This window comes from Janthinobacterium woesei (genome assembly GCF_051380875.1).
In the GTDB taxonomy this organism is placed as follows: Bacteria; Pseudomonadota; Gammaproteobacteria; order Burkholderiales; family Burkholderiaceae_D; genus Janthinobacterium.
In genome coordinates this window covers 218,789-231,439 of sequence record NZ_JBNYXW010000009.1, presented here as the reverse complement: position 1 = coordinate 231,439, position 12,651 = coordinate 218,789, and the positions used below count along the sequence as shown (strand labels likewise).

13 protein-coding genes are annotated in these 12,651 nt (G+C 57.0%); 4 read left to right on the top strand and 9 right to left on the bottom strand.

Going from position 1 to position 12,651, the window contains the following annotated elements; translation table 11 throughout:
• Positions 1-2 precede the first annotated feature (2 nt).
• The 6 genes from ACQ4W6_RS12695 to ACQ4W6_RS12670 all read right to left on the bottom strand — a co-directional run bounded on the left by ACQ4W6_RS12695 (position 3) and on the right by ACQ4W6_RS12670 (position 7,105).
• Entirely contained in the window at positions 3-713 is a 711-nt protein-coding gene (locus ACQ4W6_RS12695) for a HupE/UreJ family protein (protein ID WP_436567536.1), read from the bottom strand.
• A 51-nt stretch (positions 714-764) separates the two neighbouring features.
• Positions 765-1,994, bottom strand: coding sequence for a TolC family protein (locus ACQ4W6_RS12690; RefSeq protein WP_436567535.1), 1,230 nt, complete (start codon positions 1,992-1,994; stop codon positions 765-767).
• Complete coding sequence (locus ACQ4W6_RS12685) at positions 1,991-2,293, bottom strand: DUF3240 family protein (RefSeq protein ID WP_436567534.1); 303 nt, start codon at positions 2,291-2,293, stop codon at positions 1,991-1,993. The genes ACQ4W6_RS12690 and ACQ4W6_RS12685 overlap by 4 nt, the downstream gene beginning before the upstream one ends.
• Positions 2,286-5,369, bottom strand: coding sequence for an efflux RND transporter permease subunit (locus ACQ4W6_RS12680; protein WP_436567533.1), 3,084 nt, complete (start codon positions 5,367-5,369; stop codon positions 2,286-2,288). The genes ACQ4W6_RS12685 and ACQ4W6_RS12680 overlap by 8 nt, the downstream gene beginning before the upstream one ends.
• Positions 5,369-6,484, bottom strand: coding sequence for an efflux RND transporter periplasmic adaptor subunit (locus tag ACQ4W6_RS12675; RefSeq protein ID WP_436567532.1), 1,116 nt, complete (start codon positions 6,482-6,484; stop codon positions 5,369-5,371). Before ACQ4W6_RS12675 ends, ACQ4W6_RS12680 begins: the two co-directional genes overlap by 1 nt.
• Before the next feature lie 225 nt (positions 6,485-6,709).
• Positions 6,710-7,105 carry a hypothetical protein gene (locus ACQ4W6_RS12670; RefSeq protein ID WP_436567531.1) on the bottom strand — a complete coding sequence of 132 codons (396 nt, stop codon included), beginning with the start codon at positions 7,103-7,105 and terminating at the stop codon, positions 6,710-6,712.
• 434 nt (positions 7,106-7,539) lie between these two features.
• Between ACQ4W6_RS12670 and ACQ4W6_RS12665 the strand changes: the two genes are divergently transcribed.
• Both ACQ4W6_RS12665 and ACQ4W6_RS12660 read left to right on the top strand, forming a co-directional pair.
• The gene (locus ACQ4W6_RS12665; protein ID WP_076568658.1) at positions 7,540-8,211 is read left to right on the top strand and encodes a heavy metal response regulator transcription factor; all 672 of its coding nucleotides are present in this window, start codon (positions 7,540-7,542) and stop codon (positions 8,209-8,211) included.
• On the top strand, positions 8,208-9,617 hold the full coding sequence (locus ACQ4W6_RS12660) for a heavy metal sensor histidine kinase (RefSeq protein WP_436567530.1): 1,410 nt from the start codon (positions 8,208-8,210) through the stop codon (positions 9,615-9,617). Before ACQ4W6_RS12665 ends, ACQ4W6_RS12660 begins: the two co-directional genes overlap by 4 nt.
• Positions 9,618-9,804: 187 nt before the next feature.
• On the opposite strand, the gene ACQ4W6_RS12655 is transcribed toward ACQ4W6_RS12660, so the two are convergent.
• Both ACQ4W6_RS12655 and ACQ4W6_RS25745 read right to left on the bottom strand, forming a co-directional pair.
• Positions 9,805-10,221, bottom strand: a complete 417-nt coding sequence (locus ACQ4W6_RS12655; RefSeq protein ID WP_436567529.1) for a DUF305 domain-containing protein — start codon at positions 10,219-10,221, stop codon at positions 9,805-9,807.
• A gap of 90 nt (positions 10,222-10,311) precedes the next feature.
• Positions 10,312-10,623 carry a four-helix bundle copper-binding protein gene (locus tag ACQ4W6_RS25745; protein ID WP_495542722.1) on the bottom strand — a complete coding sequence of 104 codons (312 nt, stop codon included), beginning with the start codon at positions 10,621-10,623 and terminating at the stop codon, positions 10,312-10,314.
• Between the two features lie 403 nt (positions 10,624-11,026).
• On the opposite strand from ACQ4W6_RS25745, the gene ACQ4W6_RS12650 reads away from it, so the two are divergent.
• Positions 11,027-11,371: a CzcE family metal-binding protein gene (locus ACQ4W6_RS12650; RefSeq protein ID WP_436567528.1), complete on the top strand. Its 345-nt coding sequence runs from the start codon at positions 11,027-11,029 to the stop codon at positions 11,369-11,371.
• Between the two features lie 39 nt (positions 11,372-11,410).
• Here ACQ4W6_RS12650 and ACQ4W6_RS12645 read toward each other — a convergent pair whose 3' ends face one another.
• Complete coding sequence (locus tag ACQ4W6_RS12645; RefSeq protein WP_436567527.1) at positions 11,411-11,839, bottom strand: YybH family protein; 429 nt, start codon at positions 11,837-11,839, stop codon at positions 11,411-11,413.
• A gap of 458 nt (positions 11,840-12,297) precedes the next feature.
• Between ACQ4W6_RS12645 and ACQ4W6_RS12640 the strand changes: the two genes are divergently transcribed.
• Positions 12,298-12,651 carry a hypothetical protein gene (locus tag ACQ4W6_RS12640; protein ID WP_436567526.1) on the top strand — a complete coding sequence of 118 codons (354 nt, stop codon included), beginning with the start codon at positions 12,298-12,300 and terminating at the stop codon, positions 12,649-12,651.

Genomic DNA, 12,651 nt, shown 5'->3' with positions numbered 1-12,651 from the left:
TCCTATTTGCTGAGAAAGCCGGTGAATTGAAAGCCAGCCAGAATGAACCCAGCCGTCATCAGGACGAAATTGCCGGTGGCGGCATGCCGCACAAAGCTGGCCGTGCTGCGCCAGTAGCGCATGGCGATCAGGATCATGCTCAGGGCCAGCAGCTGGCCGATCTCCACGCCAACATTGAAGGCAATCATGTTCGGCACCAGGCCATCGGCGGACAAGGCGAAGTCCTGCAGCTTGGTGGCCAGTCCGAGGCCGTGGAAGAAACCGAAGATCAGCACGGCCGCGCGCTTGTTCGGCTGTACGCCAAAGACCGTCTGGAAGCCGCCCAGATTGTCGAAAGCACGGTATACGATGGACAAGCCGATAATGGCGTCGACAAAATAGGCATTGATGTGCCAGCCGTTGATCACGCCCAGCAGCAAGGTCGTGCTGTGGCCAATGGCAAACAGCGTCACATACAGGCCAATATCCTTCATGCGATACAAGAAGAAGATCACGCCGCACAGAAACAGCAAATGATCGTAGCCGGTGACCATGTGCTTGGCCCCCAGATAGATGTAAGGCAGGATCTGCATGCCACTGCTGGCCTGCAGAAACCCCTTATCCGACTCGGAAACACCGTGCGCCGCCGCGATACCAGCGCACAGCCACAGCAAGGTGCCTGCCAGCCAGCTCCACCAGGCGCCAAGGCCCAGCTTGTTCGTTATCAATGTCACGTAGTACTCCTGTTAAAAGTTGTGGCGCCGGGCGACGCATGGAAAAATGCCTTATTCATGGTCCATATCCCACACCACATGCGCGTCGACCAAGACCCCGTAATACGCACGCGCCGCAGCGACACGCGCTGCCAGGGCATTTTGCTGGGCAGTGGTTGCCTGGCGCCGCGCCGTCAGCAGCGTGGGCAGATCGGCCTCGCCCAAGGTGTAGGCGCGTTGCAGCAGCCGCGCGTTGTCGCGCATGTCCGTCGCCCCCGCTTCAGCCACCTGCCAACCTTCATGCGCGCCTTGTGCCGAGGCAAGCGACACGGCGATGGCACCATCCAGGGCGCGTCGCTTCAGCGCGACTTCATGCTGCGACATCTCCATCGCCTGGACGGCCCGCCCATCGCGCGCCGCCCGGTGCGTTCCCGGCAAGGGAATGCTGAACATGATGCCGGTGATGCGCTCACGCCCGCCCACTTCCGACGCGGTGTACAGGCCAACGGTAGGGTCTGGCGTCCGTTCGGCGCGCATGCGGGTGCTGACGGCTTGCGCCTTGAGCAATTGCGCCTCGGTAATTTTGAGTTCATCACTCTGGGCCAGGATCCGTTCACGCCAGAACGTAGGCGACTCGGCAAGTGGCAGCGAGGACGGCAAGGTGGCGAACTCGCGCCGGAAGCCCGGAAAACGCGCATGCAAGCGCGCCCAGGCAACAGCGGCTGCCGTTTTAGCCTCGATGCCGACGCGTTGCTGATCGGCCAGATCGCCACGCGCCAGGCTCGCATCGAGCGCGGCGGCATCGCCGGCCTTGACCCGTTTATTGACTGCGGCGAGATTGTCGCTGGCCGCCTGCTGGTGCTCAGCTGCCAATACCAGCGCCTGCTCCGCATGCGCCCAGTCCAGCCACAGCCTCAGCAGTTCGCGGGCGGTTTCGTGCAAGGCCTCGCCATAACGCGCCTCGCCCTCTTCCAGCAGCGCCTGGCCGATGCGGCGATCGGCGCTGGCCTTGGCCGGCAGGCGCAGCGTGCGCTCCACGCCCGCATTCCACTCCTTGTAATGCGGCCCCGCTTCCAAGGTGCGCCGCTGGGCCGTGACCTTGGCAGTCCATTCGTAAGGCGAGTCCTGCGCGAGCGCCGCATCCTGGCGCAGCATCTCGCGCCCGGCACGGGCAGCTTCCACCTCCGGATCCTGGTCTAACAAAGGGCGGACCATCGCTGTTGGCAGCAAGCCGGGCGTCGGCGGCAGTGGTGCGGCCTGGACCACACCCGCCGCCAGCGCAATGAGAAATCCATACTTCATAACAACTCCCCCGTTTCGGTAATGGGCGTGAGCCAATAGCGCACACCGCCGCCCTGCAAGACCTGGCGCAGCATGGACAGCACCTTTTCCCGATGCTCTTCCGGCAGAAGTGCATCGATGCGCGTCATCTTGGCCAGGCCAAGTACTTGCTCGATGGCGCTGAGCCGGTCGTGCGCCAAGCCGTGTGCGGCCACCGCAGTGCTGGTAAAGAGAGAAATTTCACTTGTCATCAGCAGCGTGTCGAGCACGCGCTCTTCCAGCGCCGGAGGACACAGCAAGGTTAAACACAGTTCAGTCATGGGGTTTCTCCTGCTTCGCGACAGCGAAGCGCAAATAAAGAATGGGTAACAGCAACAGGGTCAAGGCGGTCGCCGTGATCAGGCCGCCAATCACCACGATGGCCAGGGGGCGCTGGATTTCCGAGCCTGGCCCGCTGGCGAAGAGCAGCGGAATCAGGCCAAAAGCGGTAATCGAGGCGGTCATCATCACCGGACGCAGGCGTCGGCGCGCACCCTGCACCACCAGCTCAGCCAGGGCCATGCCTTCGGCACGTAGCTGATTGAAGTAACTGACCAAAACGATGCCATTTAGCACGGTAATACCCAGCAAGGCGATAAAGCCTACCGACGCCGGTACTGACAGATACTCGCCTGTGACCCACAAGGCGACGATGCCGCCCACCAGGGCGAACGGGATAATCGACAGAATTAGCAGCGCCTGGCGTACCGAGCGGAACGTGGAAAACAAAACAATAAAGATCAAGCCCAATGCCACCGGGACGACAACGCTCAGGCGAGCGGCCGCGCGTTGCTGGTTCTCGAACTGGCCACCCCAGGTGATGCGGTAACCGGTTGGCAGCACCAGTGCCTTGGCGACGCTGGCCTTGGCCTCATTGACGAAACCCACCAGATCGCGACCGCTGACGTTGGCAATCACCACGCTATAACGGCTACCCATCTCGCGGTCGATCTTGACTGGCCCCTCGGCCCGCTCCAGTTTGGCAACAGTACTGAGCGGCACGCTGCTACCGTCCTTGGCGGTGATGCGCACAGCAGCAAAATCCGTCGGCGACAGGCGGATGGATTCGTCGGCACGCAGCACGATAGGCGTACGGCGGTTGCCTTCAACCGCATGTCCCGCCTGCTGGCCTTCGATCTGCACCCGCAGCGCATCCTGGATTTCCTCGACGCTCAAGCCCAATCGGCCAGCCTGCAGGCGGTCGACGGCCACGCGCAGGTATTGCACGCCATCGTTTTGCACCGTGTACACATCCTGATTGCCTGGTATGGTTTTCAGAACAGTTTCCACTTGCGAGGCAAATTGGTTCAGCTGCGCCAGATCGGGACCGAAGATTTTCACGGCGATATCGCCGCGCACGCCGATGATCATCTCGCTCACGCGCATTTCGATCGGCTGCGTAAAACTGTACTTGATGCCAGGCAACTGATCGAGCACCTTGCGGATCTCGTCCATCAAGGCTTCCTTGCTCTTCATGCGCCATTCGCCACTCGGCTTGAGCAAGAGGTAGGTGTCGGTTTGATTCAAGCCCATCGGGTCGAGGCCGATTTCATCCGAGCCCGCGCGTGCCACAACCCCAGTGATTTCCGGCAGCGCTTGCATCAAGGCCTGATGAATCTTGAGGTCCAGCGCAGCGCTTTGCTCAAGGCTGACGGAAGGCAGCTTTTCGATGCCGACAATCAGGTCGCCCTCATCCATGGTGGGCATGAACGTCTTGCCCACCTGCGTGTAGAGCAAGCCCGCGCCGAGCAGCATGGCCACGGCGCCGATGGCGACCACCCGTTGCCGGCGCATGCTCCAGGCCAGGATCGGTTCGTAAAAGGCCAACAGCTTGCGCGGCAACCAGGGTTCCTGATGCGCCACATCGCGCAGCAGATACGACGCCAGGACGGGAATGACGGTCAGCGACAGCAGCAGCGAGCCGGCTAGTGCAAAGACGATCGCCAGGGCGACCGGGGCAAAGAATTTCCCTTCCAGATCCTGCAGCGTCAACAGCGGCAAAAAGACGGTGATGATGATGACGATGCCGGACGTGACAGGGACGGCCACTTCGCGCACCGCCCGGTAAATCGTGTGCAGGCGGGGTAACTTGCCGGCCGTCGGGTCGTGCGCCAGCCTTTGGACGACGTTTTCCACCACCACCACGGCCGCGTCGACCAGCATGCCAATAGCAATCGCCAGGCCACCCAGACTCATCAGATTGGCCGACATGTTGAAGCCACGCATGAGAATAAACGTGATCAGCGCCGCCAGCGGCAAGACCAGGGCCACCGTCAGCGCCGCGCGCAAGTTACCCAGGAACAGGACCAGCAGGACAACGACAATTACCGTCGCTTCCAGTAACGCCGACGAGACGGCACCCACTGCTTTCGAGACGAGCTGTGCCCGGTCATAGAAGACATTCAGCGTCACTCCCTTGGGCAGGGTGGGCTTGATCTCGTCGAGCTTCTTGCGCACGCCTTCGACCACTTGCTGCGCATTGGCGCCGGCAAGACCAAGCACCAGGCCTTGTACCGCCTCCCCTTTGCCGCTCTGGGTCACGACGCCATAGCGTGTCAATGAGCCGATACGCACGTCTGCAAGTGCGCCCACGCGCAACGGCGCCCCGTTCTGTACCGTGACCACGACCGCGCGCAGATCATCGAGGCTGGTAATGCTGCCTTCGCTACGCACCAGCAACACCTCGTCGCCCTCGCCAAGGCGCCCGGCCCCGTCGTTGCGGTTGTTGGCGCGGATTGCCTCGCTCAATTGAGCCAGTGTGACGCCGCCGGCCGCCATGGCCAGCGGATTGGGCACAACCTCAAAGGCGCGCACCACACCGCCCAAGGCATTCACGTCAGCCACGCCAGGCACCGTACGCAAGGCGGGACGGATCACCCAGTCGAGCAAACTGCGGCGCTCGGCCAGGGAGAGACCGCCACCCTCGATGGTAAACATGAACATTTCACCCAGCGGCGTGGTAATCGGCGCCATGCCACCACTGATACCACCGGGCAAGCTCTCGGTGATACCGGCAAGCCGCTCGCTGACTTGCTGGCGGGCCCAGAAGATATCGGTGCCGTCCTGAAAGTCGATGGTGACGTCGGCCAGGCCATATTTCGTGACCGAACGCAGAACCTTGGTCTTGGGAATGCCCAACATTTCAACTTCGATCGGCACCGCGATGCGGCTTTCCACTTCTTCCGGCGTCATGCCGGGGGCCTTCATGATGATCTTGACCTGCGTACTTGAGACGTCAGGAAAGGCGTCAATGGGCAACTGGTTGAAGGCATACCAGCCGGCACCACCGAGCATCAGCGCCGCCAGCAGGACAAATAGCCGTTGCGAGAGACAAGCCTGAATCAGACGGGCTAACATCAGCTGCCTCCCTTCTCGCCCATCCAGGAGCCTTTCAGGGCCACGACACCGGAGACGGCGATACGATCACCGGCCTTAAGCTCGCCGGAGATGCGCGAACGTTGTCCGGCACTGCTGACCACTGCAACTTGACGGGCTTCGAAGCCTTCTTTCGTGCGCACAAAGACGTACGCCTGCTTGCCGTCATGCGCCAGTGCGGCCAGCGGCACGTCCCAGGCGGCAATATTGGCGCTCAATGGCAATTGCACGGTGACCATTTCACCGGGCCGCAAACCGCTGGTTCCAGCATCCAGTTCGGCGCGAATAGCGACCGTTTGGCTGCCAGGTGCGACGACCGGACTGATACTGACGATGCGCGCCTTGCTGTTGCGCCCCTCAATCTGCAAGGTGCCGCCGACACGCCAGGCCGCAGATTCAGCCGCAGGCGCCTGGATTTCCAGTGCCAGGCGATCCAGTTGTGTCAGGTGCAGCAAGGCGGTGGTGGGATCGACCCTCTGGCCCGGCTTGACCTCGATATTAGTCACGATGCCGGCCTGGGAGGCCATGAGCGTCAATCCATCCTCCAGTTTGCCGCTGGCAATAATGCGTTCGATCGCCTGCGCCGACAGACCGGCCAGGCGCAGCGCAGCTTTGGCCTGGCGCAACGTCGCTTCGCTGTCCTGCAGTGCCGCCTGTGATTCCTGCACACGGCGCTGGGCAATGATGCCCTCGTCAAACAAAGCACGTTCGCGCTGTGCAGTCTGGCGAGCCAGGCTGGCGCGGCTCGCAGCTTGCAGCACTTGCAATTGCAAAGGGCCGAGTTCCTGGCTTACCAGGCGTAGCAACGGTGCGCCGCGCTTGACCAACTGGTTCGGTTGTACATACAACTGTACCGCCAGGCCCGCCACGGGCGAGCTGACGATTTGTTCACCGCTGGCGGGCAACGCGACCTGCGCAGGCAGGCTCAGCACGACCAATTCGGCATCGCGCTGCAAGGCCCGCACCTGGATATTGAGGGCTTTCATCTGCTGTTCCGTGACAGAAAATCTGGCTGGGCGTTCCGCAGCGAACGACGGGATGCAAAATGCCAGCGCAAGCGCCAGGCACAAGGGCGAGAGTATTTCTTTTGTTTTCATGATTCTTTCCTGAATGAGGCAGACAGGGCTACTGGGGTAATCGATGCCATGGCCCGCAGGCCAGGCACGCCAACGTCCACCAGGCGCACCATAGAGGCGGCGCCGGGCAAAGGAAGGCAGCACAAGGTGAAGAAGCAACGAAGACAGGGACGCGCCAGGGACAGGCACGCGTCTACTCCGGCAGATGCCTGATAGGGGAACTAGTCCCCGGTCATACAGACGGAGTTAGGCTGTCAGCGCGTCGCTACAAGGCGGACGGAATGGGGGATCGTACGATGGGAGCGGCAAGCGCAGGGCGACAAATTGCGGCGGCACATTGGCATCGGCCGCCTGCATGGAGAAACCGCCGAAGGCGGTATCCGGGAAAAACTGAAGGTGGTCAACGGCGTGCAATGCCTGGTGGCCGGACTTGCCGGGCACGTCATTGCTGCGATCATCATGATCGACATCGCCGCTGTGCCCCAGATGGGTATGCTCATGTGCACTCGCATCTTGGTCGAGCTGGCCAATATGCTCCATCTCATGTGCAAGGCGAACGCTACTCCCCGTCCATGCGCCGCTGTTCGTCATGAACATGACGAACAGAAAAAAAGCGAGGTAGTGGGAGAGGGACTTGCGCATGCCCGGAATGTATCACGCCTGCCATGACTTTGCGAGGGCTACTTGCAAGAGAAAATTTTTCACCACAACACATGAAAAACATTTAGTAAACAATGAGGTCGACGTTTCTTATAAGCATCGTTACATTTCGACATGTGACAGTCATGAAAACCATTCCTCTACAATGCGTTCTGCTCGTTGTAAGCCTGCCGACCGATAGCGCGCCCTCCTTGGTCACCGCTCACATCATGGCGCTGTTGTGAAAATTCAAAAAAAGTACAGGAACCTTTAAGCGTATTCTGATTAGCACTGGTAAACAGTTCAATTCTGACAGGATTGTAATCCTGGCGTTAGACGATTGTCACCTTTCCAAGGTAGACTAAAGACAGAGACCGACGGCGATCTTCGCCATCCGCATAACGTGGACACAGCAGTTGAACGAGTGGAAAAGTGACATGCGATTATTAGTTGTGGAAGACGAGCAAAAGGCGGGCGAATATATTCAGAAAGGTTTGAACGAGTCTGGTTTTGTTGTTGACTTGGCGAGAACTGGGCCTGACGGACTTCACGCTGCCACTACTGCCCATTATGACCTGATCGTGCTTGACGTCATGCTGCCGGGCCTAGATGGTTGGCAAATCATCGCTGAGTTGCGTAAAACGGTCGATACGCCGGTACTGTTTCTTACAGCACGGGATGGGCTCGATGACCGCATCAAAGGTCTGGAGCTTGGTGCGGATGATTACTTGGTCAAGCCATTCGCTTTTGTTGAGTTGCTTGTTCGTATTCGAACGTTGTTGCGCCGGGGGCCAATCAGAGAAGCTGATATTTTTCAAATTGCCGATCTGGAACTGGACATTCCCAAGCGAAGAGTAATACGGGCCGGTGTTCGGATTGATTTGACTGCGAAAGAATTTGCACTTTTGCATTTGTTATCCAAACGGGTCGGACAAGTTTTGTCCCGGCCGTTGATTGCATCGCAAGTGTGGGACATGAATTTTGACAGTGACACGAACGTGGTGGATGTCGCGGTACGCCGTCTACGTGCAAAAATTGACGACCCCTTCGAGGTCAAACTGATCCATACGATTCGGAGTATGGGCTATGTATTAGAAGATAGACAATGAAGGTCAAGAACTGGTCTCTCACAGCTCAGCTGGGGGCGCTCTTCGCCTGCATCTCGGCAATTGTATTTTCGGCCTTAGGCATCTATCTCTATCAAGCACTCGCGGCGCAGCTCCAAGCACGGGATGATGCAGACCTTGTCGACCGTATTGTGTTCATCAGGCATATGCTTGAGGAAACACCGAGTGTAGAATCGATTCGTATGGATCCGCACCGCTTTTTAGATGCTGTCGATTTGCATGGCGGCTTTTTGCTCGTTATGCAGGCACAAGATGGGGAAGAATTAACCCGCAATACCCGTGACCGTTCATTCATGCATGCCAATGGGGCTGTGCCGGCTGAGACGATGCCAGAACCGTCTCACGTACGTGCTGCGCCAGGGCATAGCGAACCCAACCTAAGGGTTATTGCAGCGCTGGGTACCGTTGGCTCGACAGGATCCGTGGTGCAAATCACGCTCGCCCGGAGTGAAGAGAGTCGGGCAGCTGTTCTATCTGCATACAAGTTAAAAGTTCTTGCATCAGGCTTCTTTGGTGCTGTGCTAACAGCCCTACTGGGGTTTCTGCTTGTGCGTCGCGCGTTGCACAAAGTGAAGCTCTTCGCGCAGCAAGCTCAGCAAGTCAGTGCGCACAATTTGGAAGTGCGCTTGCTTGCAAAATCAGCCCCGAAGGAATTCCAGATACTGGCTGATTCGTTCAATGAGGTGCTTGACCGCCTGCAAAATAGCTTTAATAACCTTTCCCAGTTCGCAGATGACCTGGCACACGATTTGCGTACGCCCCTTAACAATCTGATGGTACAAACAGAAGTTGCCCTGTCTCAACCCAGAGAATCGGATGAATATCAAAACCTGCTCTCATCTAACTACGAGGAGTTTGGCCGTCTAGCTAGAATGGTGGAAAGCATATTATTTTTGGCGCGGGCTGACCATGACCAAGTTTTGCTAGCAACTGAACAGCTTGATATGGATGTTGAGCTGACGCGAATCGCCGAGTATTTTGAAGGGCCGGCATCCGACGCCGGGATATCATTCATCGTCATCGCCACTGGTAAAGTGCTTGCTGATGGGCTCCTGCTTCGCCGCGCGGTAAGCAACCTTGTATCGAACGCCATTCGGTACACCCCAAAGGGTGAAACTATCACGCTCAAGGCGATAGCTGACGACGACGGAGCTGTGGTTTCCGTTTCCAATCCTGGCCCAGGCATCATGCAGGAACACCTGCCGCGGCTGTTTGACCGGTTCTACCGTTCCGATAAATCGAGGTCCAGTACGTCAGCCTCCGCTGGCTTGGGTCTTTCAATCGTCAAATCCATCATGACGCTTCACCATGGCCGCGCCAGCGTCACGAGTGAGCCCGATGGAGTGACCGAATTCACGCTATTTTTTCCAGTACCCATCATCCACTGATAGTTCGAGGCGGGTTTGCGAGGACAGACACCTTGAAATTGCCGAGGATTACCCCAAAACCCCACACCACCATTAGCGCAATCGTCGACGGGAGAAAAGGCATCTTGTTGTTCGATTTCACAAATGCCTTTGCCGCTGTTAAGCGTAGGTGGTGTGGTTCCGCCGCCCGCGTCTGGCGCCAACCGCGCTATTTCATTGGATGTTTCTTCATCCAGGCGTCGAATTGCGCGATCTCTTTCTTTTGCGCGGCAATGATTTTCTTTGCAGCGTTGATCATGGCTGCATCCTTGCCGGTGTCGACTTCAACTTGCGCCATATCAATGGCCGCCTGATGGTGAGACCGCATCATCATCACAAAATCGTGATCGACATCGCCAGTCATTTTCATTTGGCCCATTTTTTCGTGCATGTCGTCCATCGACTTACGCATTTTCATTGAAGCGTCGCCGGAAGCATTTGCACCCATTTCCATCTTGGCTGCGGAAGACGCCGACGTCTGTGCGGTGGCTACCACCGGTATTGTATATGCCGATATAGCCACTGCGAGCGTGCATGCCAAATTGCGCGCAATGCCCAGACTACTGATTTTGTTGTTGGTATGCATATTTCTCTCCTAACAGGTTGAAAAATCCCCACCCATGTCAACCAGGCGGAGGAGGCGTTGTGTATTAACAGCAATTTTTCCAATTGATAATCAGGCCGCCATGCTACGGCAACTGGACGCGCACGCATCACATGCACGCACGCACTCGTCCATACCGTCAATTTTGCGGCAGCTATCAGCGCAAGCTTGACAGATATCGGCACAAACAGCGCACAAACGGGCGCTGAACGCAGAACCACTCAGCTGAAAATTTGCTGAGGTTTGGCAAATTTCGGCGCAGTTCACCATCAAACGAAAATGATCCGGCTCGACGTGTTTTCCACCCATCTTCAGACAATGGGTCATGGCCATCTTCAAACATATTTGATGGCATTGTGCGCACGCATCGATGCAAGACTGCATCTCCGAGACCGCCATACTTGATGAATTTTTCATGCCAAGTTCCTTATCAAAAATGATGAAATGACATAACAACATCACATCATATTCCGCAAAAATGCTAGCTGTATGTACGGCATCGCACGTCGATCCACGATTACTCAACGAGCCGCATCCCTTGCCGCGCTGCACCGCCAGCTCAGGCGTTTTCCGGTCGCCCTATCCAGCCTGCTTGCTGCGGATGAAATGTCACTAAAAAAGTTAGCTCAAGTCGAATTGAAGAAAGGTACTTGACCTTGGAACTGCTGAGGTTTCTGTAATGTAAATGTAATGTTTCCGTCATTCGGGTGTGCGGGTCCCCTACGTAGAATAGCTTCATCGGATTCGCAACTTCTTTAACCCGCAACTGAACAATAAGGACATTCCAATGAAATCCCTCAAAGCAAACATCATCGCCGTTTTCGCTGTCATCGCGCTCAGCCCCCTCGCCGCGATGGCACACCAAAGCGAAATGCATTCGAGTCCTGCATTCGGCAGTGCTGCTCCAGCGCCGTTCGCCAGCCGCACCATCACAATTTCGTCAGTTACCAAGTATGTAAATGTCACCCAAGGCGACGTCGTCAAATTTGACGTGGATGGCAAGACGTTCACTTGGCAGTTCGATACGCTGCGCGCCAATGCAAGCTTTGACTTTTCGGCAATTGCGCCCTCTGGCGTGAATACCCACGGCGTACGCGTGTACGTGGCACCTAACCCGACCTACGCCAACTAAGTGCATGTAAGCCCGCCTGTGGGCTGCTGGCACATGAGGTTACTGAGATTTACGGGACGACCAGTGAAGATGAAAGATGACCCATTGGTCGCCCTGTTTTTCGAGCAAAGCTGTTTCCGTGCCGAATAAGTGCACATTTTTGCCCTGGAATTGTCCTGTGGTCTCTGTTTCCTGCATCACGACCGCCAGGTTTCCATCAATACGTTCGTTTTGTTTTAGGACTTTGCTTTTGGTGACCTTGGCAAAGGCGGCATCGGCAGGCAGGTGATGGCCAGCGTATTCATCACGTGAACGCTCAACATGCCCAGATTCGTAAATTTTAATTTCCGGGCTGAGCAAAGTAATCGCTTGCTCGGACTTGCCGCTGGCGAGTGCTTCGTGAAATGCAGCAACAGTTTCAGTTGGTGTGGCGGCGTATAGGGGGAGACTGAATACGGAAATAGCGATAAGGGAAGTTAGTTGGCGCACGAGCTCTCCAGTGTTTTTTGTTTATACGGTGAATTGCAGTGGCGCAATTAAATCAGCGGGCGATGATTGTAGCAAGGTGGAAGTGAAAATACTCTGGCAAACTGAAATATGCTTGACCTTCCGTTCATTGGAAGGTGTAGCTTTAGGGGGCGGTTTCATCTCGGTTGGTTCGGGTAATGTGCAAGCAACCTGGTGGAGCACCACGGCGAGGATACGCGGATGAATCGTATGCTGACGCGCATTGCAAGCAACCTGGGCAGGTAAGGTGCATGACATTGGATGCCTCGCTCTACCTTGGGAGGCACCGCCATGGAGCTGATAATGGCCACCACCCGTTCCTCGCGCCCCTTGAGCTCTTTTCACACCACCGTCCCCGCCGCTTGCTGAAATCATGCACTGGCGTTCGCCTCACCTCGTGCTGTATCCACCCAGTAATCAGTCAATTTTGAAAGAGAATCATGCAACGCTTCCACTTATTGCTTCTGGCAACGGTTAGCTTTTCGCCGGTTGTCTATGCACAATCCGCTCAGCCTGCTAGTACCACTGCGGCGGTGACGGATGCTAACGCCACGGTGCCGCCGCTGAAATATGTCTCTGCTTTTGCTGATGTTAAGCCGATTGGGGAGTCCAAGACGTCTCCAGATAAGGCCTGGATTCAAGCAAATCAAGATGTGACAGGGGGCTCTCAGCATGGCGCTCAGGGAGACATGTCGATGGAAATGGCGCCCGGGGCAAAAGGCCAGGAAAACTCCAAGCCGTCTTCGGCGAACGATCCGCACAAAGGCCATCAAATGAACATGAAAGGCAAATGA